19 protein-coding genes and 3 tRNA genes are annotated in these 23,296 nt (G+C 68.7%); all 22 read right to left on the reverse strand.

The features are described 5' to 3' along the window. Positions 1–170 precede the first annotated feature (170 nt). Entirely contained in the window at positions 171–2,267 is a 2,097-nt protein-coding gene (fusA, locus tag AB0J33_RS09200; RefSeq protein ID WP_363611581.1) for an elongation factor G, read from the reverse strand. Between the two features lie 74 nt (positions 2,268–2,341). Continuing rightward, positions 2,342–2,812, reverse strand: coding sequence for a 30S ribosomal protein S7 (rpsG, locus tag AB0J33_RS09205; RefSeq protein WP_007465317.1), 471 nt, complete (start codon positions 2,810–2,812; stop codon positions 2,342–2,344). A gap of 1 nt (position 2,813) precedes the next feature. Then, entirely contained in the window at positions 2,814–3,188 is a 375-nt protein-coding gene (gene rpsL / locus AB0J33_RS09210; protein ID WP_007465318.1) for a 30S ribosomal protein S12, read from the reverse strand. A gap of 508 nt (positions 3,189–3,696) precedes the next feature. Further along, positions 3,697–4,077 (reverse strand): hypothetical protein, encoded by a 381-nt coding sequence (locus AB0J33_RS09215; protein ID WP_363612358.1) that lies wholly within the window; start codon positions 4,075–4,077, stop codon positions 3,697–3,699. 564 nt (positions 4,078–4,641) lie between these two features. After that, complete coding sequence (locus AB0J33_RS09220) at positions 4,642–5,010, reverse strand: hypothetical protein (RefSeq protein WP_363611583.1); 369 nt, start codon at positions 5,008–5,010, stop codon at positions 4,642–4,644. 94 nt (positions 5,011–5,104) lie between these two features. Beyond that, on the reverse strand, positions 5,105–8,992 hold the full coding sequence (locus AB0J33_RS09225; RefSeq protein WP_363611585.1) for a DNA-directed RNA polymerase subunit beta': 3,888 nt from the start codon (positions 8,990–8,992) through the stop codon (positions 5,105–5,107). 80 nt (positions 8,993–9,072) lie between these two features. Further along, positions 9,073–12,504, reverse strand: coding sequence for a DNA-directed RNA polymerase subunit beta (locus AB0J33_RS09230; protein ID WP_363611587.1), 3,432 nt, complete (start codon positions 12,502–12,504; stop codon positions 9,073–9,075). Between the two features lie 570 nt (positions 12,505–13,074). Then, on the reverse strand, positions 13,075–13,464 hold the full coding sequence (rplL, locus tag AB0J33_RS09235) for a 50S ribosomal protein L7/L12 (protein WP_363611589.1): 390 nt from the start codon (positions 13,462–13,464) through the stop codon (positions 13,075–13,077). Between the two features lie 54 nt (positions 13,465–13,518). Next, entirely contained in the window at positions 13,519–14,064 is a 546-nt protein-coding gene (rplJ, locus tag AB0J33_RS09240; protein ID WP_030489577.1) for a 50S ribosomal protein L10, read from the reverse strand. A gap of 335 nt (positions 14,065–14,399) precedes the next feature. Then, positions 14,400–15,089, reverse strand: a complete 690-nt coding sequence (locus AB0J33_RS09245; RefSeq protein WP_363611591.1) for a hypothetical protein — start codon at positions 15,087–15,089, stop codon at positions 14,400–14,402. After that, positions 15,086–16,012, reverse strand: a complete 927-nt coding sequence (locus AB0J33_RS09250; protein ID WP_363611593.1) for an ATP-binding cassette domain-containing protein — start codon at positions 16,010–16,012, stop codon at positions 15,086–15,088. Before AB0J33_RS09250 ends, AB0J33_RS09245 begins: the two co-directional genes overlap by 4 nt. 80 nt (positions 16,013–16,092) lie before the next feature. Further along, positions 16,093–16,809: a 50S ribosomal protein L1 gene (rplA, locus tag AB0J33_RS09255; RefSeq protein ID WP_363611595.1), complete on the reverse strand. Its 717-nt coding sequence runs from the start codon at positions 16,807–16,809 to the stop codon at positions 16,093–16,095. A gap of 78 nt (positions 16,810–16,887) precedes the next feature. Further along, positions 16,888–17,319 (reverse strand): 50S ribosomal protein L11, encoded by a 432-nt coding sequence (gene rplK / locus AB0J33_RS09260; RefSeq protein ID WP_363611597.1) that lies wholly within the window; start codon positions 17,317–17,319, stop codon positions 16,888–16,890. A gap of 187 nt (positions 17,320–17,506) precedes the next feature. Further along, complete coding sequence (gene nusG, locus AB0J33_RS09265; protein ID WP_363611599.1) at positions 17,507–18,229, reverse strand: transcription termination/antitermination protein NusG; 723 nt, start codon at positions 18,227–18,229, stop codon at positions 17,507–17,509. 38 nt (positions 18,230–18,267) lie between these two features. Then, the gene (gene secE, locus AB0J33_RS09270; RefSeq protein ID WP_363611601.1) at positions 18,268–18,660 is read right to left on the reverse strand and encodes a preprotein translocase subunit SecE; all 393 of its coding nucleotides are present in this window, start codon (positions 18,658–18,660) and stop codon (positions 18,268–18,270) included. 213 nt (positions 18,661–18,873) lie between these two features. Next, positions 18,874–18,946: transfer RNA gene (locus AB0J33_RS09275), tRNA-Trp, on the reverse strand. Positions 18,947–19,075: 129 nt separating this feature from the next. Continuing rightward, complete coding sequence (locus AB0J33_RS09280) at positions 19,076–19,468, reverse strand: MaoC family dehydratase (protein WP_363611603.1); 393 nt, start codon at positions 19,466–19,468, stop codon at positions 19,076–19,078. Position 19,469: 1 nt separating this feature from the next. Continuing rightward, complete coding sequence (locus tag AB0J33_RS09285; protein ID WP_363611605.1) at positions 19,470–19,916, reverse strand: MaoC family dehydratase N-terminal domain-containing protein; 447 nt, start codon at positions 19,914–19,916, stop codon at positions 19,470–19,472. Positions 19,917–20,039: 123 nt separating this feature from the next. Further along, on the reverse strand, positions 20,040–20,207 hold the full coding sequence (gene rpmG, locus AB0J33_RS09290) for a 50S ribosomal protein L33 (RefSeq protein ID WP_007073056.1): 168 nt from the start codon (positions 20,205–20,207) through the stop codon (positions 20,040–20,042). Positions 20,208–20,339: 132 nt separating this feature from the next. After that, positions 20,340–20,412, reverse strand: a tRNA-Met gene (locus AB0J33_RS09295). 24 nt (positions 20,413–20,436) lie between these two features. Beyond that, a tRNA-Thr gene (locus tag AB0J33_RS09300) sits at positions 20,437–20,509 on the reverse strand. 93 nt (positions 20,510–20,602) lie between these two features. Continuing rightward, positions 20,603–23,134, reverse strand: a complete 2,532-nt coding sequence (locus AB0J33_RS09305) for a bifunctional diguanylate cyclase/phosphodiesterase (protein ID WP_363611608.1) — start codon at positions 23,132–23,134, stop codon at positions 20,603–20,605. Positions 23,135–23,296: the final 162 nt, after the last annotated feature.

Consider the following 23,296-nt stretch of genomic DNA (forward strand, 5'->3'; position numbering starts at 1 on the left):
CCGGTCGGCGCTTAGGACTCTGTCGACAGCCTTTCCGGCCTGACGGCCGGAGAGCCTTTGTGGGTTCTGCGGCGATGAAGCCTACAGGCCCGGTCTCACGCGATCCGATCGTGGTGGCCGCGGGCGGGTGAACCCTCCCGCGACCGACCACGAATCACCAGCTCGGGGCGTTACTCGCCCGTTGCCTTCGCGATGATCTCCTTCGCGACGCTCTGCGGAACCTCGGCGTAGGAGTCGAACTGCATGCTGTAGCTAGCCCGGCCCTGGGTCTTCGACCGCAGGTCGCCGACGTAGCCGAACATCTCCGACAACGGCACCAGAGCCCGGACGATGCGGGCGCCGCTGCGCTCCTCCATCGCCTGGATGATGCCGCGGCGGGAGTTGAGGTCACCGATGACGTCACCCATGTTCTCCTCAGGAGTGGTGACTTCAACGGCCATCATCGGCTCGAGCAACGCCGGGTCGGCCTTGCGGGCCGCGTCCTTCATCACCATCGAGCCGGCGATCTTGAATGCCATTTCCGACGAGTCGACCTCGTGGTACTGGCCGTCAAGCAGGGTCAGCTTGACACCGACCAGCGGGAAGCCCGCCAGGATGCCGTACTGCAGCGCGTCCTGCGCACCGGCGTCCACCGAGGGGATGAACTCCCGGGGGATGCGGCCGCCGCTGACGGCGTTGGCGAACTCGTAGGTCGGCGAGTCGTTGTCCAGCGGAAGCGGCTCGACGCTCACGATCACGCGGGCGTACTGGCCGGAGCCACCGGTCTGCTTCTTGTGGGTGTACTCGACCTTCTCCACCTTGCGGCGGATGGTCTCGCGGTACGCCACCTGCGGCTTGCCGACGTTGGCCTCGACGTTGAACTCGCGGCGCATCCGGTCGACCAGGATGTCCAGGTGCAGCTCACCCATGCCGGAGATGACCGTCTGACCGGTCTCCTCGTCCAGCTGGACGCGGAAGGTCGGGTCCTCCTCGGCCAGGCGCTGGATGGCCGTGCCCAGCTTCTCCTGGTCGGACTTGGTCTTCGGCTCGATCGCCACCGAGATGACCGGCTCCGGGAAGGTCATCGACTCCAGGATGACCGGGTTCGCCGGGTCGGAGAGAGTGTCGCCGGTGGTGGTCTGCTTGAGACCCTGCACGGCGATGATGTCGCCGGCCTGCGCCGACGGACGCTCTTCCCGCTTGTTGGCGTGCATCTGGTAGATCTTGCCGATCCGCTCCTTGCGGTCCTTGGTGGAGTTGACCACCTGGGAACCGGAATCGAGCGTGCCGGAGTAGACCCGCACGTAGGTGAGCTTGCCCAGGTGCTTGTCCGTCTGGATCTTGAAGGCCAGACCGGAGAAGGGCTCCGAGTTGGACGGCTTACGCAGCAGCGGGGTCTCGCCGTCGGTGGCCGTACCCTCGATCGCCGGAACGTCGAGCGGCGACGGCAGGAAGTCGACCACGGCGTCGAGCATGGGCTGGACGCCCTTGTTCTTGAACGCCGAGCCGCACAGCACCGGGTTGGCCTTGCCGGCGATGGTGGCACGCCGGATGGCGGCCTTGATCTCCTCGACGGAGACCTCCTCGCCTTCCAGGTACTTCTCCATCACCGAGTCGTCGACGTCGGCGAGGGTCTCCATCAGCTTCTCGCGCCACTCGGCCGCGGAGTCGGCCAGGTCGGCCGGGATCTCCTCAACCGCGTAGTCCTCACCCTTCTGGGTCTCCCCACGCCAGGTGAGGGCGCGCATGCCGATCAGGTCGACGACACCGATGTGGTCGCCCTCGAGCCCGATCGGGATCTGGAGCACCAGGGGGGTGGCGTTCAGCCGGTCGATCATCATCTGCACGCAGCGGAAGAAGTCGGCACCGGTCCGGTCGAGCTTGTTGACGAAGCACATGCGCGGGACGTTGTACTTGTCAGCCTGCCGCCAGACGTTCTCCGTCTGCGGCTCCACGCCGGCGACACCGTCGTAGACCGCGACCGCACCATCCAGGACCCGCAACGACCGCTCGACCTCGACCGTGAAGTCGACGTGGCCAGGCGTGTCGATGATCTGGATCGTGTGGCCCTTCCACTCACACTTGGTAGCAGCGGAGGTGATGGTGATACCACGCTCCTGCTCCTGCTCCATCCAGTCCATGACGGCGGCGCCCTCGTGGACCTCACCGATCTTGTACGTGATGCCGGTGTAGAACAGGATTCGCTCGGTGGTCGTGGTCTTACCGGCATCGATGTGCGCCATGATGCCGATGTTGCGTACGTTGGCGAGCGCGTCTGCGGCGGCCACTTCAATCCCTACTTATCGTCGTCTCGACTCAACTGGTGGCGGTTCCGGCGCCCGAAGGCGCCGGAACCAGGGTGTTACCAGCGGTAGTGCGCGAAGGCCTTGTTCGACTCGGCCATCTTGTGCGTGTCCTCGCGCCGCTTGACGGCGGCACCGAGGCCGTTGCTCGCGTCCAGCAGCTCGTTCATCAGCCGCTCGACCATGGTCTTCTCGCGCCGGGCGCGGGAGTACGTGACCAGCCAGCGCAGGCCCAGGGTGGTCGCCCGGGTCGGGCGGACCTCGACCGGAACCTGGTAGGTGGCGCCACCGACACGACGGCTGCGCACCTCGAGGGTCGGCTTGACGTTGTCCATCGCCCGCTTGAGGGTGACGACCGGGTCGGTGCCGGACTTCTCGCGGCAGCCCTCGAGGGCCGCGTACACGATCGACTCGGCGAGCTGACGCTTGCCGCGCAGCAGGATCTTGTTCACCAGCTGGGTGACCAGCGGCGAGTTGTACACCGGGTCAGCGACCAGTGGCCGCCGCGGAGCGGGTCCCTTACGCGGCATGTCAGCTCTTCTCCTTCTTCGCGCCGTAACGGCTGCGCGCCTGCTTGCGGTTGCGGACACCCTGGGTGTCCAGCGAACCGCGAACGATCTTGTAACGCACGCCGGGGAGGTCCTTCACCCGGCCACCGCGGACGAGCACGATCGAGTGCTCCTGCAGGTTGTGACCGACGCCGGGGATGTAGGCGGTCACCTCGATCTGGCTGCTGAGCTTCACGCGAGCGACCTTGCGCAGCGCCGAGTTCGGCTTCTTCGGGGTGGTGGTGTACACGCGGGTGCACACGCCGCGCCGCTGAGGGGAACCCTTCAGCGCCGGGGTCTTGGTCTTGGTCGTCTTCGCCTGGCGGCCCTTTCGGACCAGCTGCTGGATCGTGGGCACCGGGTTTCTCCGCTCCCTTCGGCCGCATCCGCGGCCGCGCCGTCTGCTCGTTAGCCGATCTGATGATCGGCTCTCCTACATTCCGACCAGGGTCACCTTGCGGAGACCCCGGCACCCGCGGTCGGGCGTGTCGCCCTCGTCACGGCCCCGTTGCGCCGCTCTCGCGTGCGTACCGGGTTTTGTCACCGGCACGCGGGTTGCCCCGCCCCGGATCCTTGACTTGTCGTGCCGCCGCCCGGAAACCGGAAACAGCGCACGCACGAGTTGCCCGGGCATGCCCGGGCACAAGGGGAAAGAGTACCTACCACAACCGCCCAGGTCAAAACGGAATGGCCCGGCGACTGTCTCACACCCGCCGGCCGGATCTCGTCCTGCCCCGTCGCCCGCGATGGGCACCTACGAACACAAGTGTACCGGCTTCCCCACGGAAGCACCCATCGCCCCCGGCGGGACCGGAAGCCTTCCACGGGACACCCCCGTCAGGTGCCGGATCTCTCGGTGATCATCCTCACGTCAGGGCGAGGAGCAGCGCCAGACCCAGGCCCAGGAGACTGAGCAGCACTCCCGCCGCGCCACAGCTGATCCCGGCCATCGCCAGCCCACGGCCGGTGAACCGAACCGCGGAGGACGCGGTCGGCCGACCGATCTGCCGCCGCCCGAGCAGCCCGATGACGACCGCCGCCCCGCCGGCCAGCACACCGAGCGCGGCGAACGCCCCCGAGGCCCAGGCCCCGCCGTCGTTCTTGAAGGCCACCCCGAAGCAGATCACCAACAGTGAGACCAGTACCGACGCGATCCCCGCCACCAGCGCCCCGATGGCCAACCCGGAGGTGACCGGGGCCACGTCCAGGTGCACGACACCGAACGGCGTACCGGAAACCGACTCCACCCGCTTCGGCGGCCGGCGTTGGTCATCGGTGGGCGGCCGCACCGGATGCCCCGGCATGCCGCCCCACCCAGGAGCATGACCCGGCGGCGGACCCCACCCGGGCGGCCCTCCCGGTCCGGACGCCGGCGGACCCCAACCCTGCGGCCCTCCCGACCCAGACACCGGCGGACCCCAACCCTGCGGCCCTCCCGGTCCGGACGCCGGCGGACCCCAACCCTGCGGCGTCGAGGGGGGCGCGCTGGCGAACGGGTACGGCCGCGCGGAGCCGGGTCCCGTGGTCGTACCCCAGCCTGGACCCCAGCCGGGGTGCGGTGCCGCGGGTGGTGGCGGGCCCGGGGTGGGCGCCGGAGGTTGCGGCTCGCCGCTCGGGCCCGGTCGCGCCCAGCCACTCGGCTCGGACGAAGACGTCGGGTCCGGAGGGCCGACCGGTTCGTCCGCGGGGGGCCGCGCCGGTTCCGTCACGAGGTCCTCCAGTCGAAAAGGCCGCCACCGACAAGCCGGCGGACACCGGCCAGGCTACCGCCGGGAGCGCCGCCGCCCGCGCCGGGCGCGGCCACCGGCGACTCAGTCCATGTTCGCCGGGTAGTCGTGGCCGAACGGCGCGCCGGCCAACCGGACCACCCCGATCACCACCGCGGCCACCACGCTGACCGCGACCAACACCAGGCCGGTCCAGGCCATCCGCTCCCCCCGCCGCAGCCAGACGGAGCCGGTCAAAAAACCTCCCGAGGCGTACGCCTCACGGCGCGCCTGCCTCGCCAGTTGCAGTGCCACCGTCGCTGGCACCACGCCACCGATGAACAAGCCGGTCAACATGCCGAGCAGGCCCAGCGCGAAGACCGCCCGCGCCTTGGTGGCGCGGGCCGGGTCCGGGTCCAGCGGGTGGCGCAGGCCCTGCTGCGCGACGGACACCTGCCCGGGTGCGGTCGTCATCCCCCCATCATGCCGAACTCGACCCGGGGGTGGGTGGGCACGGACACGACGAGGCCCCCGGCTTGCACCGGGGGCCTCGTCGGGTTACTGGTGCTTAGCGGTACGACCCGAAGTCGAAGTCGTCCAGCGGCACGGCCTGCCCGCTGGCCGGCCCGAAACCGTAGTCGGTCTCCGGGTACCCGGTCATCGAGTAGACCTTGGCCTTGGCCTCCTCGGTCGGCTCCACCCGGACGTTGCGGTACTTGCTGATGCCCGTACCGGCCGGGATGAGCTTTCCGATGATCACGTTCTCCTTGAGGCCGACCAGCGAGTCGCTGCGCGAGTTGATCGCAGCGTCGGTCAGCACCCGGGTGGTCTCCTGGAAGGAGGCCGCCGAGAGCCAGGAGTCGGTGGCCAGCGAGGCCTTGGTGATACCCATCAGCACCGGACGACCGGCGGCGGGCTCGCCGCCCTCCGAGACGAGTCGGCGGTTCTCCGACTCGAACAGCGCCCGGTCGACGAGCACACCCGGCAGGAACTCGGTCGAGCCGGAGTCGATGACCGTCACCCGCTTGAGCATCTGGCGGATGATGATCTCGATGTGCTTGTCGTGGATGAGCACACCCTGCGAGCGGTAGACCTCCTGGACCTCACTGGTCAGGTGGACCTGGACCGCCCGCGGACCCATGATCCGCAGAAGCTCGTGCGGGTCGATGGTGCCCTCGGTCAGCTTCTCGCCGACCGCGACGTGGCCGCCGTCGTGGGTCCGGAGCTTGACCCGCTTCGAGATCTTGTCGTAGACGATCTCGTCGCTACCGTCGTCCGGCACCACGATGATCTTGCGCGAGCGCTCGCCGTCCTCGATCCGGATCCGGCCGGGGGTGTCGGCGATGGGCGCCTTACCCTTCGGGACCCGAGCCTCGAAGATTTCCTGCACACGCGGCAGACCCTGGGTGATGTCCTCACCCGCGACACCACCGGTGTGGAAGGTACGCATCGTCAGCTGCGTACCAGGCTCACCGATGGACTGGGCGGCGATGATGCCGACCGCCTCGCCGATGTCGACCGACTTGCCGGTCGGCAGCGAGCGGCCGTAGCAGGCGGCGCAGACGCCCAGCTTCGACTCGCAGGTGAGCACGCTGCGCACCCGGACCGTCTCCACCCCGGCGGCGACGATCTTGTCGACCCCGATGGAGTTGATGTCCTGACCGCGCTCGGCGACCACGGTGCCGTCCGGCCCCTTGATGTCGTCGGCGAGGGTACGGGCGTGCACGCTGGTCTCGGCGTGGGTGTGGACGACGAGCTTGCCGTCCAGCTTCTCGCCGATCTGCATCGGGATCGCCCGGTCGGTGCCGCAGTCCTCCTCGCGGATGATGACGTCCTGCGAGACGTCCACCAGACGACGGGTCAGGTAACCCGAGTCGGCGGTCCGCAGCGCGGTGTCGGCGAGGCCCTTACGGGCACCGTGCGTGGAGATGAAGTACTCCAGGACGGACAGACCCTCCCGGTAGCTGGCCTTGATCGGCCGCGGGATGATCTCGCCCTTCGGGTTGGCCACCAGACCACGGATCGCCGCGATCTGCCGGAGCTGGAGCAGGTTACCGCGGGCACCCGAGTTGATCATCTTCCACAGTGGGTTCTCCTGCGGCAGCGCGGTGTCCATCTCCTTGGCGACCTCGTTGGTCGCCTTGGTCCAGATCTCGATGAGTTCGCCGCGACGCTCCTCGGCGGTCATCAGACCACGCTGGTACTGCTTGTCGATCCGGTCGGCTTCCTTCTCGTACTTCGCCAGGATCTCCGCCTTACGCGGCGGAGCGATGACGTCCTCCATGCCGATCGTCACGCCGGACCAGGTGGCCCAGTGGAAACCGGCCTCCTTGAGCCCGTCCAGGGTGGCGGCCAGCGCCACCTTGGGGAAACGCTCGGCGAGGTCGTTGACGATCGCGGAGAGCTGACCCTTGCGGATCTCGTAGTTCACGAAGCGGTAGCCCTGCGGCAGCGTCTCGTTGAACAGCACCCGACCGAGGGTGGTCTCCACGGTCAGCGGCTCACCCTCGACCCAGCCCTCCGGGGCGGTCCACGCCTGCCCGCCGGAGCCGTTGTCGACACCGACCACGCCACGCAGACGGATCTTCACGGGCGCCTGCAGGTGCAGCTCGCCGTTGTCGAAGGCCATCCGCGCCTCGGCGTCCGAGCTGAACGCCCGGCCCTCGCCCTTCTCACCGGCGGTGAGGTGGGTGAGGTGGTACAGACCGATGACCATGTCCTGCGTGGGCATGGTGACGGGCTTACCGTCGGCCGGCTTGAGGATGTTGTTCGACGACAGCATCAGGATCCGTGCCTCGGCCTGAGCCTCGGCGGACAGCGGCACGTGCACCGCCATCTGGTCACCGTCGAAGTCGGCGTTGAACGCGGTGCAGACCAGCGGGTGGATCTGGATCGCCTTGCCCTCGACCAGCTGCGGCTCGAAGGCCTGGATGCCCAGGCGGTGCAGGGTCGGCGCCCGGTTGAGCAGCACCGGGTGCTCGCCGATGACCTCTTCCAGCACGTCCCACACGACCGGGCGCTGACGCTCGACCATCCGCTTGGCGGACTTGATGTTCTGGGCGTGGTTGAGGTCGACCAGCCGCTTCATCACGAACGGCTTGAACAGCTCCAGCGCCATCTGCTTGGGCAGACCGCACTGGTGCAGCTTGAGCTTCGGGCCGACCACGATGACCGAACGGCCGGAGTAGTCGACGCGCTTGCCCAGCAGGTTCTGGCGGAACCGGCCCTGCTTGCCCTTGAGCATGTCGGACAGCGACTTCAGCGGGCGGTTACCCGGACCGGTGACCGGCCGGCCACGACGGCCGTTGTCGAACAGCGCGTCGACGGCCTCCTGGAGCATCCGCTTCTCGTTGTTGACGATGATCTCGGGCGCACCGAGGTCGATCAGCCGCTTGAGGCGGTTGTTCCGGTTGATCACGCGGCGGTACAGGTCGTTCAGGTCCGAGGTCGCGAACCGGCCACCGTCGAGCTGCACCATCGGGCGCAGGTCCGGCGGGATGACCGGGACGCAGTCCAGCACCATGCCGAGCGGCGAGTTGCGGGTGTTCAGGAACGCCGCGACGACCTTGAGTCGCTTGAGCGCCCGGATCTTCCGCTGGCCCTTGCCGGACCGGATGGTCTCCCGCAGGCTCTCGGCCTCGGCGTCGAGGTCCATGTTCTGGACCAGCGCCTTGATCGCCTCGGCGCCCATGGAACCGGTGAAGTACTCACCGAACCGGTCACGCAGCTCGCGGTAGAGCAGCTCGTCGGTGACCAGCTGCTTCGGCTCCAGCTTGCGGAAGGTGTCCAGCACCTCGTCCAGGCGGTCGATCTCGCGCTGGGCCCGGTCGCGGATCTGGCGCATCTCGCGCTCTCCGCCCTCCTTGACCTTGCGCCGGACGTCCGCCTTGGCACCCTCGGCCTCCAGCTCGGCCAGGTCGGCCTCGAGCTTGGCGGCCCGCTTCTCGATCTCCGAGTCGCGGCTGTTCTCGGACTGCCGCTTTTCGGCCAGGATCTCGTTCTCGATCGTCGAGAGGTCACGGTGACGCGACTCCGCGTCCACGCTCGTCACGACGTACGAGGCGAAGTAGATGATCTTTTCGAGGTCCTTGGGGGCGAGGTCCAGCAGGTAACCCAGCCGGCTCGGAACGCCCTTGAAGTACCAGATGTGGGTCACCGGAGCGGCGAGCTCGATGTGCCCCATCCGCTCACGACGGACCTTGGAGCGGGTCACCTCGACGCCGCAGCGCTCACAGATGATGCCCTTGAACCGGACGCGCTTGTACTTACCGCAGTAGCACTCCCAGTCCCGCTGCGGACCGAAGATCTTCTCGCAGAAGAGCCCGTCCTTTTCCGGCTTCAGGGTGCGGTAGTTGATCGTCTCAGGCTTCTTGACCTCGCCGTGCGACCACTGACGGATGTCGTCGGCGGTGGCGAGACCAATGCGCAGCTCGTCGAAGAAGTTGACGTCGAGCACTATGTCCCCTATGTCGTCGTCTGTACTGCTAATTCTCGGGTGGGGTCGGGGGCCGGCGAGCCGACCCCCGACCGCTCACCTCAGACCTCTTCGACCGAGCTTGGCTCGCGCCGGGACAGGTCGATGCCCAGCTCCTCAGCGGCCCGGAACACCTCGTCGTCGGTCTCGCGCATTTCCAGGGCCACACCGTCGCTGGAGAGCACCTCAACATTGAGGCACAGCGACTGCAGCTCCTTGAGCAGCACCTTGAACGACTCCGGGATGCCCGGCTCCGGGATGTTCTCGCCCTTGACGATGGCCTCGTAGACCTTCACCCGGCCGAGCACGTCGTCGGACTTGATCGTGAGCAGCTCCTGCAGGGCGTAGGCAGCGCCGTACGCCTGCATCGCCCAGCACTCCATCTCACCGAAACGCTGACCACCGAACTGCGCCTTACCACCCAGCGGCTGCTGCGTGATCATCGAGTACGGGCCGGTCGACCGAGCGTGGATCTTGTCGTCGACCAGGTGGTTGAGCTTCAGGATGTAGACGTAGCCGACCGCGATCGGGTCGGGCAGCGGCTCGCCGGAACGACCGTCGAACAGCTGCGCCTTACCGGTACGACCGATCAGCTGCTTGCCGTCCCGGTTGGGCAGGGTCGACTCCAGCAGACCGGAGATCTCCTCCTCGCGGGCACCGTCGAAGACCGGGGTGGCCACGTTGGTGTCCCCCTCGGACTCGTGCGCGTCGATCGAGCGGAGCTGGCGCTTCCACTCGGCGTCGTCGCCCTCGACCTTCCAACCGGTCTTGGCGACCCAACCGAGGTGGGTCTCCAGCACCTGGCCGATGTTCATCCGGCTCGGCACACCGAGCGGGTTGAGCACGATGTCGACCGGGGTGCCGTCCTCGAGGAACGGCATGTCCTCGACCGGCAGGATCTTCGAGATGACGCCCTTGTTGCCGTGCCGGCCGGCGAGCTTGTCGCCGTCCTGGATCTTGCGCTTCTGGGCGACGTAGACCCGGACCAGCTCGTTGACACCCGGCGGCAACTCGTCGCCGTCCTCGCGGGAGAACGTGCGCACACCGATGACCGTGCCGGTCTCGCCGTGCGGCACCTTCAGCGAGGTGTCCCGAACCTCACGCGCCTTCTCACCGAAGATCGCGCGGAGCAGCCGCTCCTCCGGGGTCAGCTCGGTCTCACCCTTGGGCGTGACCTTGCCGACCAGGATGTCGCCGGGGACGACCTCGGCGCCGATCCGGATGATGCCGCGCTCGTCGAGGTCGGCGAGCATTTCCTCGCTGACGTTCGGGATGTCGCGGGTGATCTCCTCCGGGCCGAGCTTGGTGTCCCGGGCGTCGACCTCGTGCTCCTCGATGTGGATCGAGGTGAGCACGTCCTGCTGCACGAGGCGCTGCGACAGGATGATCGCGTCCTCGTAGTTGTGGCCCTCCCAGCACATGAACGCCACCAGCAGGTTGCGTCCGAGCGCCATCTCGCCCTCGTCGGTGCACGGACCGTCGGCGATGACCTGACCGGCCTCGACGCGGTCGCCCTCGAAGACCACCGGCTTCTGATTGACGCAGGAGCCGGCGTTGGAGCGGCGGAACTTGTGCAGCAGGTACGTCCGGCGGTGGCCGTCGTCCTGGTGGATGGTGACGTAGTCGGCGCAGAGATCCTCGATCACACCGCCGACCTCGGCGACCACCACGTCGCCAGCGTCGACCGCGGCCCGGTACTCCATGCCCGTACCCACGAGCGGCGCCTCGGCCTTGACCAGCGGCACCGCCTGGCGCTGCATGTTCGCGCCCATCAGTGCCCGGTTGGCGTCGTCGTGCTCGAGGAACGGGATCATGGCGGTCGCGACCGAGGTCATCTGCCGGGGCGAGACGTCCATGTAGTCGACGGCACCGGGGACGACGTCCTCGGTCTCGCCGCCCTTACGACGGCAGAGCACCCGGTCCTCGGCGAACGTGCCGTCAGCCTTCAGGCGCGCGTTGGCCTGGGCCTTGACGAACCGGTCCTCCTCGTCCGCGGTCAGGTAGTCGATCTGGTCGGTGACCCGACCCTCGACGACCTTCCGGTACGGCGTCTCGATGAAGCCGAACGGGTTGACCCGGGCGAAGGTGGAGAGCGCGCCGATCAGACCGATGTTCGGGCCTTCCGGCGTCTCGATCGGGCACATCCGGCCGTAGTGGGACGGGTGCACGTCGCGGACCTCGAAGCCGGCCCGCTCCCGGGACAGACCACCCGGGCCGAGCGCGCTCAGCCGACGCCGGTGGGTCAGGCCCGCCAGCGGGTTGGTCTGGTCCATGAACTGGGACAGCTGCGACGTCCCGAAGAACTCCTTGATCGCCGCCACCACCGGGCGGATGTTGATCAGGGTCTGCGGGGTGATCGCCTCGACGTCCTGCGTGGTCATCCGCTCGCGGACAACCCGCTCCATCCGGGAGAGGCCGACCCGAACCTGGTTCTGGATCAGCTCGCCCACGGTACGCAGACGCCGGTTGCCGAAGTGGTCGATGTCGTCGGCCTCGTAGCCGTCCTCACCGGCGTGCAGCCGGCACAGGTACTCCACGGTGGCGACGATGTCGTCCTCGGTCAGCGTGCCGGTGGTGATCGGCACGTCGACTTCGAGCTTCTTGTTGAACTTGTAGCGCCCGACCTTGGCGACGTCGTACCTCTTCGGGTTGAAGAAGAGGTTGTCGAGCAGGGTCTGGGCGTTCTCGCGCGTCGGCGGCTCGCCAGGGCGCAGCTTGCGGTAGATGTCGAGCAGAGCCTCGTCGGCGCCGGCGATGTGGTCCTTCTCGAGCGTGGTCATCATCAGCTCGGACCAGCCGAACCGCTCACGGATCCGCTCGGCCGACCATCCGATGGCCTTGAGCAGGACGGTGACGGCCTGCCGACGCTTACGGTCGATGCGTACGCCGACCGTGTCGCGCTTGTCGATGTCGAACTCCAGCCAGGCACCCCGACTGGGGATGACCTTGACGCTGGAGAGGTCGCGGTCGGAGGTCTTGTCCGGCTGCTTGTCGAAGTACACGCCCGGAGACCGGACGAGCTGGCTGACCACGACGCGCTCGGTGCCGTTGATGACGAAGGTGCCCTTCGGCGTCATCATCGGGAAGTCACCCATGAACACCGTCTGGCTCTTGATCTCGCCGGTGGTGTTGTTGGTGAACTCCGCGGTCACGAAGAGCGGAGCGCAGTAGGTCAGGTCCTTCTCCTTGCACTCCTCGATCGAGGCCTTGACCTCGTCGAAGCGCGGCGCCGAGAAGGAGAGCGACATGGTGCCGGAGAAGTCCTCAATGGGACTGATCTCTTCAAGGATCTCCGCGAGACCCGATCGTGCGTGCGGGTCGTCCGCCGACCGGCCCTGCCAAGCCTCGTTGCCGACGAGCCAGTCGAAGGACTCGTTCTGAATGGCAAGGAGGTTGGGGACCTCGAGGTGTTCGGTGATCCTGCCGAATGAAACTCGGCGGGGAGCGAATGCGCTCGACGTACGACTGGTCTTCGCAGGGCGGGAAGCTGCCAAGATGCGTCCTTCCGAGGACCGGTGCTGCAGAACGGCTGGTACGCGTGCACTCCAATGACCCCACCAGAAATATCCGTAAACGGACATTTCCGAGCAGGGGTCAAGTCGGAAGGCAGCGCAAACTAGCAGTGTAGCCGAGAGGCTAACCGCTGTCCAGCCCACCCCGCAGGTTGTTTGCGGAGCGCGCCTCGGCCCCCGTCAACCGGGGTCTGCCGGGCCGCTCAGAACGCAACTCCCCACTGGGCCGCTCGGGTTACCGCGGCCGATGGTGCCGCCGCTGTCATACCCACGTCGTGGCCGTCGCAAGCGCGGTGTCTTGCTGGTGTCAGCGTGCCTGGCAGCCCCGGGCCGCGTCAAGGGCCGGTATCCCCCTCGCCGCGTGTTTCCCACTGGAGAGCGACCCGTCATCCTCGTTCCGGGCGACGCAGTCGCCGGTCGGAGCCCAGCTCAGGACCGGTCGGGGGCGGATCCACCAATACGGCGGGCGGCGATCCGTGTCGGATCACCGCCCGCCGCGACGCGATGGTGTCCCGGCTCACGAGCCGGGCTACGCGTAGGTGGAGCCTCAGGTCACTTGAGGGTGACCTTGGCGCCCTCACCCTCGAGCTTGGCCTTCGCCTTGTCGGCGGTCTCCTTGTTGACCTTCTCCAGGATGGCCTTCGGCGCGGACTCGACCGCGTCCTTGGCCTCCTTGAGGCCCAGGCCGGTCAGCTCACGCACGACCTTGATGACCTGGATCTTCTTGCCACCGTCAGCCTCGAGGATGACGTCGAACTCGTCCTGCTCCTCCTCGGCCGGGGCGGCAGCGCCACCGGCGCCACCGCCGGCAGCGGCAACCGCGACCGGAGCGGCAGCGGTGACCTCGAAGGTCGTCTCGAACTGCTTCACGAACTCAGAGAGCTCGATCAGCGTCATCTCCTTGAACGCGTCGAGCAGCTCGTCGGTGCTGAGCTTCGCCATATCTGGCGTCCTTTCCTGATTCTGTTAAGTAAGAACTGGTGCGCCGTGGGGGCCTCAGGCCGCCTCGGCGCCCTCCTTCTCGCGCTTGTCCTGCAGTGCGGCCGCCAGACGGGCGGTCTTCGACAGCGGGGCCTGGAACAGGGCCGCGGCCTTGCTCAGGTTGCCCTTCATCGCGCCGGCCAGCTTGGCCAGCAGCACCTCGCGGGACTCCAGGTCGGCGAGCTTCGTGACCTCGGCCGCGGTGATGGCCTTGCCCTCGAAGACACCGCCCTTGATGACGAGCTTCGGGTTGGCCTTCGCGAAGTCGCGAAGCCCCTTCGCCGCCTCGACGACGTCGCCCGAAACGAAAGTCAGCGCGGTAGGACCGGTGAACAGCTCGTCGAGGCCGGTGATGCCCGCGTCCGTCGCAGCACGCTTCGCCAGCGTGTTCTTCGCGACCGTGTAGCTGGTCTCGGCGCCGAGCGAGCGCCGAAGCTGGGTGAGCTGGGAAACCGTCAGACCGCGGTACTCGGTCAGCACGGTGGCGCCCGAGCTGCGGAAGCTCTCGGTCAGCTCAGCGACGGCCGTGGCCTTGTCGGCCCGGATCGGCTTGTCCGCCATGTCCCTCCTCTCTCGTTACTCGAGGCTGGTCCCCGTCTCGGCCGAAGCCGGAACGGGGGCGGAGGCAGCACGACAACGAAAAAGCCCCGGCGCAGGGCGCACGGGGCGAGGGCCAGCAGATCATCATGGTCGGCGGACCACGCTCACTGCCGAGTTACGCTTGCCGCCCTACGCGGGTCGCCCGTTGTCGCGGGACCTTCGACCGTGCCGGAGCACGGTGACCAGCGGTCTCTGGGTGGTTCCTCATCCATGAGAACACGGATGACGGTGTGAAGAGTACGCGCCCCGGCCGGCAGCGCCAAATCGCCACCGGTGAGCCGCGCCACCGGCGTCGGTCAGCCCTGGGCCCGCCGCCGCCACAGGTAGCCACCGACGACGGCGGCGCTCCAGGCCAGCCCCCACCCGGTCAGCGCCAGCAGGGTGAGCGCGGCGGCGTCCCCGCCGGTCGTGCGGGCGGCGGCCATGATCGGTGGCGCCAGCCAGGGGGCCACCGAGCCGGTCAGGCCGAGCACCACCGCGCCGACCCCGCCGAGGGCCAGCACCGCGACGCCGTACCCGGCGCTGCCCACCGACGCCCGGCTGGCCAGCGCGCCAAGAGCAACCGCGGCGGGTACGACCAGCAGGTGCGCCCACAATCCCAGCGCGAGACCGACCGGAATCGACCGGTCCCCCGGGTCCACCGGGCCGGACACCCCGCCGACCAGCCACGGAAAGAGCAGCGCGATGGCGACCGTCACCAGGGCCGCCACGCCGGCGGCGAGCAACCCTGCCGACCGCTCCCGGGCCACCCCGACGGTCACCTGCGCCAGCCGACGCTGCACGTCCGGCTCGACGTCCAACAGAATCTTGGTCTGCCAGGCGAGCACCGGGAAGAGCACCACCGCCGAGACGCCGTACGCCTCAGCCGGCTGGGCCCGGCCCCCGCCGTAGAGGATGCCGAGCGTGATCAGGCCGGCGAGCAAGGGCGCCACCGCCCGGCCGGTACGCAGGAAACCGGCCAGCCGCATCCGAACCAGGGCGCTCACCGGGCCTCCCCCGCTGCCGGCTCGACCACCGGGTCGGCGACCTCCGACTGCGGCACCGCCAACTCCCCGGCCGCCGGGCGCGGCGGCTCGGCGGGTCGGGCAGCACCGGCCACCTCCAGTGGCTCGGCGGGTCGGGCAGCACCGGCCGCCACAGGTGGCTCGGCGGGTCGGGCCTGCGGTGCGGCGGTGGAGGCGTCGGCGCGTACCCGCAGCACCTGGTGGCCCTCGGCGCGCAACCGGGCGACGGTGCCGGCGACCCGCGCGGCCGGCACCGCGACCTCGACCACCGCGATCGTCTCGTCCGTCGACGACGTCTCCTCGCAGAGCGCACCGTCGGCCACCAACCAGCGGCGCGCGGCCGGCAGCCGGACCGTCTCGCCGCGATGATCGCTGACCAGGACGGACCCCTCGGCGGCGAGCACCTCGTCGATCAGCTCGGGCACCAACTCGCGGGTGGCGGCATCCAGCCCTTCCCACGGCTCGTCGAGCACCAGCAGGCCCGGCGTGCGCAGCATCGCCTGGGCGAGGCCCACCTTCTGCGCGGTGCCCTTGGACAGCTCCGGCAGCCGGACCGCGCGGAACGCGGACAGCCCGAGCCGGTCGGTCCAGGAGGTCACCGCCTCGTCGGCCGCGGCCCTGCCCAGCCCCGCCACCCGGGCCATCCCGGTCAGATAGCGCGTCACCGTGAACGGCTGGTCGGACGGGAAACGCTCCGGCACCCAGCCCACTCGCGCCGGCCGGTCGGTGACCCGACCCCGGTCCGGCCGGAGGACCCCCGCGGCGACCTGGAGCAGGGTCGACTTGCCCACCCCGTTGCGGCCCAGTACGACCGCCACCTCGCCGGGGCCGATCCGCACGTCGATGCCGCGCAGCACCCACGGCCCCCGCCGGTGGTACCGCAACCAGACGTTCTCCAGCCGCATGGGGTCGAGCCTGCCACACCCCGAACGCGCCGGGGCGCCGCCACGGTGGTGGCGGCGCCCCGGCGGAGCGAACTGTCGACTCAGGCGTCGGCCTGGTCCTCCCGAAGGTTCTTCACCAGGTTCGGGTCGACCGGGACGCCCGGGCCCATCGTGGTGGTCAGGATGACCTTGCGGAGGTACTTGCCCTTGGCCGCGGACGGCTTGGCGCGCAGCACCTCGTCGAGCACCGCGGCGTAGTTGTCCACCAGCTGGCTCTCCGTGAAGGACGCCTTGCCGATGATCAGGTGCAGGTTGGAGTGCTTGTCCACCCGGAAGGTGATCTTGCCGCCCTTGATGTCCTGCACCGCCTTGGTGACGTCCATGGTCACCGTGCCGGTCTTCGGGTTCGGCATGAGACCGCGCGGGCCCAGGATCCGCGCGATCCGGCCGATCTTGGCCATCTGGTCCGGCGTGGCGATCGCCGCGTCGAAGTCGAGCCAACCACCCTGGATCCGGGCGACCAGCTCGTCGGTGCCCACCTCGTCAGCACCCGCGGCGACGGCCTCCTCGGCCTTCGCGCCACTGGCGAACACGATCACGCGGGCGGTCTTACCGGTGCCGTGCGGCAGGTTGACCGTGCCGCGGACCATCTGGTCCGCCTTGCGGGGGTCGACGCCGAGGCGCATGGCGACCTCGACCGTGGCGTCGAACTTGACGTTGGTGGTCTCCTTGGCCAGCTTCACGGCCTCGGTGGGGGTGTAGAGCTTGGACCGGTCGATGACATCGGCGGCCTTGCGGTAGCTCTTGCTGCGCTGCATTGCTGATTACTCCTGTGGTCTCTGGCGGGCCGCTCGGCGCGAGCCCTCCCACGATCGGGTCGAAGGCCGGGGCCGACGTCAGTCGTTGACGGTGATGCCCATCGACCGGGCGGTGCCGGCGATGATCTTCTCGGCCTGGGCGAGGTCGTTGGCGTTGAGGTCGGCCATCTTCTTCTCGGCGATCTCCCGCAGCTGGACGCGGCTGACCGAGCCGACCTTGTCGGACTGCGGAACACCCGAACCCTTCTGCACACCGGCGGCCTTGAGCAGCAGCCGGGCGGCGGGCGGGGTCTTCAGCACGAACGTGAAGGACCGGTCCTCGTAGACGCTGATCTCGGCGGGGACGATGTCGCCCCGCTGAGACTCGGTCTGCGCGTTGTAGGACTTGCAGAACTCCATGATGTTCACGCCGTGCTGGCCGAGCGCGGGGCCGACCGGCGGCGCCGGCGTGGCCTGGCCCGCCGGCAGCTGAAGCGTGAACGTCTTGACGAGCTTCTTCTTCGGAGGCATGTCACTTCCTGGGGCTTGGAGCTGGGAAAATGCGGCTGTCGCCGCCCTCGGGGCGCGCACGGTCAGCGCGGTGCGACAGCGGCGACATTCAAGAGTAGCGCAGGCCGCAGCCCACTCGTCCGCCGAGGTCGAGCGAGAGCGCGTACGCCGACGTCGGCGGCGGGCCGGACCCGCCGCCGACGACCAGTCAGATCTTGGCGACCTGGTTGAAGTTGAGCTCCACCGGAGTCTCGCGACCGAAGATCGACACCAGCACCTTGAGCTTCTGCTGGTCGGCGTTGATCTCGCTGATCGTGGCCGGCAGCGACGCGAACGCGCCGTCGGTGACGGTGACCGAGTCGCCCACCTCGAAGTCGAGGACCTTGATCTCCGGCTTGGCCTTCTTCTGCTCGGTCTCGACCGCCGGCGCCAGCCACTTCAGCACCTCGTCGAGCGAGAGCGGAGCAGGCCGGTCGGCCCGGTCGGTCGCGCCGACGAAGCCGGTCACGCCCGGAGTGTTCCGGACACACGAGTAGGACTCGGCGGTCAACTCCATCCGGACCAGGATGTAACCCGGGAAGACCTTGGCCTGGATCTGCGAACGCTTACCGTTCTTGACCTCGACCTCTTCCCGGGTCGGCACCTCGACCTGGTAGATGAAGTCCTCCATGTCGAGGCTCGTGATCCGGGTCTCGAGGTTGGTCTTGACCTTGTTCTCGTAGCCGGCGTACGAGTGCACCACGTACCAGTCACCCGGCGCGTAGCGCAGCTTCTGCCTCAGCTCCGCGACCGCGTCGTAGTCCTCGTCCGGCGCGGGCTCGGTCGTTGGGAAATCCGGCTCGCTGGCGGCCTCGACCGACTCGTCACCAGCCGCCGTCGCGACCGTGGACTGCTCGTCCACCGGTCCGGCGGTCTCGTCGTACTCAGGCACGCTCGCTCACTTCCGTCACTATGGCTGGAGGCAGCCGGTCAGTCCGAGTTGCCAAAGACAAACAACACGACCTTGGCGAAGCCGAAGTCCAGCACACCCACGATCGTCAGCATCACCGTGACGAACGCCACCACCACCGCGGTGTAGGTCAGCAGCTCCTTGCGGGTCGGCCAGATGACCTTACGCAGTTCAGCTACCACCTCGCGGAAGAACCGGGCGATGCGCCCGAAGACACCCACCCGACCCGTCTCCGACTTGGTGGTCGGTCGGCTGTCCGCCGACTCGGCCCGGGCACGCGACCGCGTGGCGGTGCCGCCCCGGGAAACCGGCTCGTCCGCGCTGGAGGCGTCGTCGTCGGCTACCTCGTCGACGACCTCGTCGTCCAGACGATCGTCGCCGGCGTCCTCGCCGCGCCGCTTGTTGTCGGCCACTTCGCCCTCCGTCGCGGAATCTCGGGTCGTACGCCGGGTGGCGTACGCGGCGCTGGTCACGCCGGCCGGACCCAACCGTCCCGCGACGGGCCGCGGCCGGTGGATCACCCGGAGGGCCCGATTGCCTCGGAACCACCCCGCCGATGCCACCACCACGGGCCGGACGCCGCCGAGCTGGCGGCGCGACCCACGGGAACGGTCAGGCCTGAGGCGCAGGGGTGACAGGACTTGAACCTGCAGCCTGCGGTTTTGGAGACCGCTGCTCTGCCAATTGAGCTACACCCCTATGCGGCAACACTCGCCCCACGCGGCCACAGACGACCGAGCAGGGGTCACTTGCCCCACGGCGGACCAGTGTACGGGTAGCCGCCCGACTTTCCCAACCGGTCTCTCCGCCACGCGTGGCGGGCCCGGTTCAGGCCGCCGTGCGGATGGTTGCCCGGGCTTGCGACAGCACCTTCTCGCCCAGACACGTGGCGGTCACATCGAGTCGGGTGAGGCCGTCCTCGGTCACCTCACGGACCCGCGCGGTGACCTCGATCTCGGTCCCCTGATCATCGTCCGGGACCACCACCGGCCGGGTGAACCGCACGCCGTAGTCGACCACCGCGTCCGGCGAGCCGGCCCAGGTGGTGATCGCCCGGCCGACCAGCGCCATGGTGAACATGCCGTGCGCGATGACCCCGGGCAGACCCACCTTGGTCGAGACGCGGTCGCTCCAGTGGATCGGGTTGAAGTCACCCGAGGCGCCGGCGTAGCGGACCAGGTCGGCCCGGGTCACCCGGAACGTCTGTGCTGCCAACTCCATCTCAGCCCTCCCCGCGTACGACGTACTTGGCCCAGACGGCGACGACCGGCTCCCCGCCGACGGTGCTCACGTCGGTGCGGGTGGTCAGGAAGCCGTGCCCGCCCCGGGTGCTGACGTCCTCGATGGTGTTGACGCAGACCAGCTCGTCGCCGGCGACCACCGGCCGGGTGTACGCGAACCGCTGGTCGCCGTGCACCAGACGGCTGAAGTCCACGCCCAGCGCCGGGTCGTCGATGATCTGCTGGCTCGCGGCCATCGTGACGATCACCGGAAAGGTCGGCGGGGCCACCACGTCGGCGTGGCCCAGCGCCTGCGCGGCCACCGGGTCGTGGTGGGCCGGGTCGGTGGCACCGATGGCGCGGGCGAACTCACGGATCTTTTCTCGGCCCACCTGGTAGGGGGCGGTCGGCGGATAGATCCGGCCGACGAAGGAAGGGTCCAGAGGCATGCCGCGAACCTACACGGAAAGCACGATCGCCGACCTGACCGGTAGGCGGCGGCGGAGCCGCACCCAAACCGGGCAGATCGGCGATGGGAGCTTCGACAGCGGCCGGCGTGAGCCGGCCGGCGATCAGCGGGTCTCGCGGTGGACCGTGTGCCGACCGTCGCGCGGGCAGAACTTCTTCAGCTCGATGCGGTCGGGGTCGTTGCGCCGGTTCTTGCGCGTGATGTAGTTGCGCTCCTTGCACTCCACACACGCCAAAGTGATCTTCGGCCGGACATCGGTAGCCTTCGCCACGGCGGAGTGCCTTCCTCGCTAACGGAAACAACTACGACGCGCCAGCCTAGACGCTGACAGCGCGGACATGCAAAGTGGGCGCCAGAAGCGCCCATTCTTACGACCACCGGCAACTAACCCGGAAGACGAGAGTAGCGGTGGCCGGACTTGAACCGGCGACACAGCGATTATGAGCCGCTTGCTCTACCATCTGAGCTACACCGCTGCGATGGGTCCAGCTGAACCCTCGAGCCCCCTTACGGAATCGAACCGTAGACCTTCTCCTTACCATGGAGACGCTCTGCCGACTGAGCTAAGGGGGCCTGCGCGATCTCCCCGTGGGGCGCGCAGGAGTAAGAGTACACGGCCCGGCTCGACAGGTGAAATCGGATCCCCGGTGATCGTCCGCGCCCTGCTCAGGGCACGACACGAAGGCGCGGCAGCTCCCCGTTGGAGATCGTTTCCGGCTCGACCTGGGCACCGAACCAGGCAGCCAACCGTTCGTACGGCAGCGGCCGACTGAACAGGAAACCCTGCCCGATCTCACAGCCGATGTCCTGGAGAAGCTCCAGGGTCAGCTCGCTCTCCACCCCCTCGGCCACCACCGCCAGGCCGAACTGCTGGGAGAGCGTCACCACCGCGTTGACGATCGCCAGGTCCCCCGGATCGGTCGCCATGCCCTGCACGAAGGAGCGGTCCACCTTCACCTCGTGCACCGGCAGCCGGCGCAGGTGCGCCAGAGACGAGTCGCCGGTGCCGAAGTCGTCCACCGACAACCGGACGCCGAGATCCCGCAGTCGTTGCAGAGTGGGAATGGGCCGGTCCGTGCCGTCCAGCACCCCCGACTCGGTGATCTCCAGGGTGAGGCGCTGCGCCGGCACCCGGTACTCGGTCAACAGCTCGTGGACCCGGTCCGGGAAGTGCTGGTCGATGAGCGTACGGGCCGAGAGGTTGACCGCGATGGGCAACGGCTGGTCGGCCAGCGCCCAGTCCCGACTGCGGCGCAGCCCCTCGCGGAGCACCACCTCGGTGAGCCGGGTCAACTGACCGGTGTGCTCGGCCACCGCCACGAAATCCTCGGGAGCTACCGTGCCGTGCGCCGGATGCTCCCACCGGGCCAGACACTCGACACCGACCAGGCGCCGATCCCGCAACGTCACCTTGGGCTGGAAGTAGACCTCCAGCTCGTTCTGGTCCAAGGCCCGGCGCAGATCACCGGCCAGACCGAGCCGGCGCAACGATCGGGACTCCAACGCGGGGTTGAACAACTGCACGCTGCCCGGCACCGACTTGGCCGCCGTCGCCGCGAGGTCGACCCGAAGCAGCAGCGTCGCCGCATCGCTGCCGTGATCAGGGTGTACGGCCACCCCGACGGCGGTGTTCACGTCGAGGGTGAGCGCGTCGAAGACCATCTCGTCGCGGATCTGCTCGCGCAGTTGAGCGGCCAACTCGAGCGCGGCCTCAGCGCTCTCCAACCGCAGCGTCACCAGGAACTCGTCCCCACCGGCACGGCCGACCAGAGCCGACGACGGCGCGCTGGCCCGCAACCGGTTCGCGACCTCGGCGAGGACCTTGTCCCCGGCCGCGTGACCGAGGGACTCGTTGACCTGGCGTAGGCCGTCGACGTCGAAGAGCAGCAACGCCACCACCTCGCCCGGCGCGCGGATCTTGACCGACTCGTCCAGCGCCGCGGTGATCCGCCGCCGGTTCGGCAACCCGGTCAACGTGTCGTGGTACGCGTCGTGTCGCAGCCGGTCGACCAGCCGCGAATTTTCGAGCGCCACCGCGGCGTGGGCGGCCACGGTCTGGAACACCGGGATGTCCGCGGACGTGAAATGGCCGACGTCGCTGAGCCGGTTGACCACCTCGAGCGTGCCGATGACCGCCTGGCCCGACCGCAGTGGCACCACGATGACGTCCTTGACCTGATGCCTGCCGAGCGCCGCCCGGACATCCTCGTCATCGTCGAAGGCCCGGCCGGCGGCCACCGTGCGGCCGGACTGCCGGGCGCGCTCGCGCACGATCGGAGGCGTGACCGCGACATCGAGGAGACCGCGGTCATCGAGCCTGGCGCTCAACAGCACCTCGAGGTGGCGCCCCTGGGCCGGCAGCCAGAGCGTGGCGTACTCGGCCTGCATGAGGGCCCGGACCCGGTCCAGCAACGCGTCCACCAGACCGCCGTCCTGGCCGCTCTCGCTGATCGCCCGGGTCAGCTCGTACATGTTGCCTAGGGTGCGGTGCTGCCGAAGGAACTGCGCGTACGAGCGGTAGACCAGCACGACCGCGACGGCCAACACCGCGATCAGTAGCACGGACCACAGGTTGGACTCGATCGCCATCAGGATCACCAGCCCGACGACGGTGTTGATCGCGCAGATCAGCTGCGGCGCGGTGCCGTTGCGGATCAGCTCCCACCCTGCCTGCCAGCCGTGCAGCAGAGAGATGACCGCGCTGATGGCCGCCAACGAGATGAGGCTGTTGACGCTGACCACCGCGAAGAGGACGGCCCACGTCTTCGGGCCCACCTCGTCGCCGACGGGAGGGAGCGCCAGCAGGACAACTCCCGCCAGTGAGGCGGCCACCGCGGCACGGGCGAGGTTGAACCAGACCTTCGGAGCGCTGAGGCGTCGGCGCAGCTGGCCGATCAGCGCGGCCAGGACCGCGATCACCACGACCGTCAGGGGCGGCAGGTAGAAGAAGGCCAGTAGCAGCGGGATCTCGATGACGATGACTTCGAGCGCCTGCCGGCGCACCACGATCTGCAGCACCTGGGTGCTGGCAGCCACCATCACGACGAAGATGACCACCGCCCCGAGGAGATTGCCCGGAGGCGGTGGCCCGGCCAGCGCGAGGACGAACGAGCAGACGATGGCCAGGACGGCCAACGGTCCAGTGATCAGCCAGGCCTGCTCGTTGGATCGACGGGCTGGGGGCGAGCCAGGCTTCATTCCGCTCCCTCGCTGGGTGGTGCGGAGCGGGCCTATCGGGCTACAGCAGCGCCCTTGTCAACGGCCGGAGCACCCCAAGAGAAGTCAAACTGCTGAAAACTGGTAGTCGCGCCGAGGAAGGAACCCGCGAACGCGACCACGGCCGCGAACGCGAGGGCGGCG

Origin of the sequence: Micromonospora sp. NPDC049645 (genome assembly GCF_040675155.1) — a bacterium.
GTDB lineage: Bacteria > Actinomycetota > Actinomycetes > Mycobacteriales > Micromonosporaceae > Micromonospora.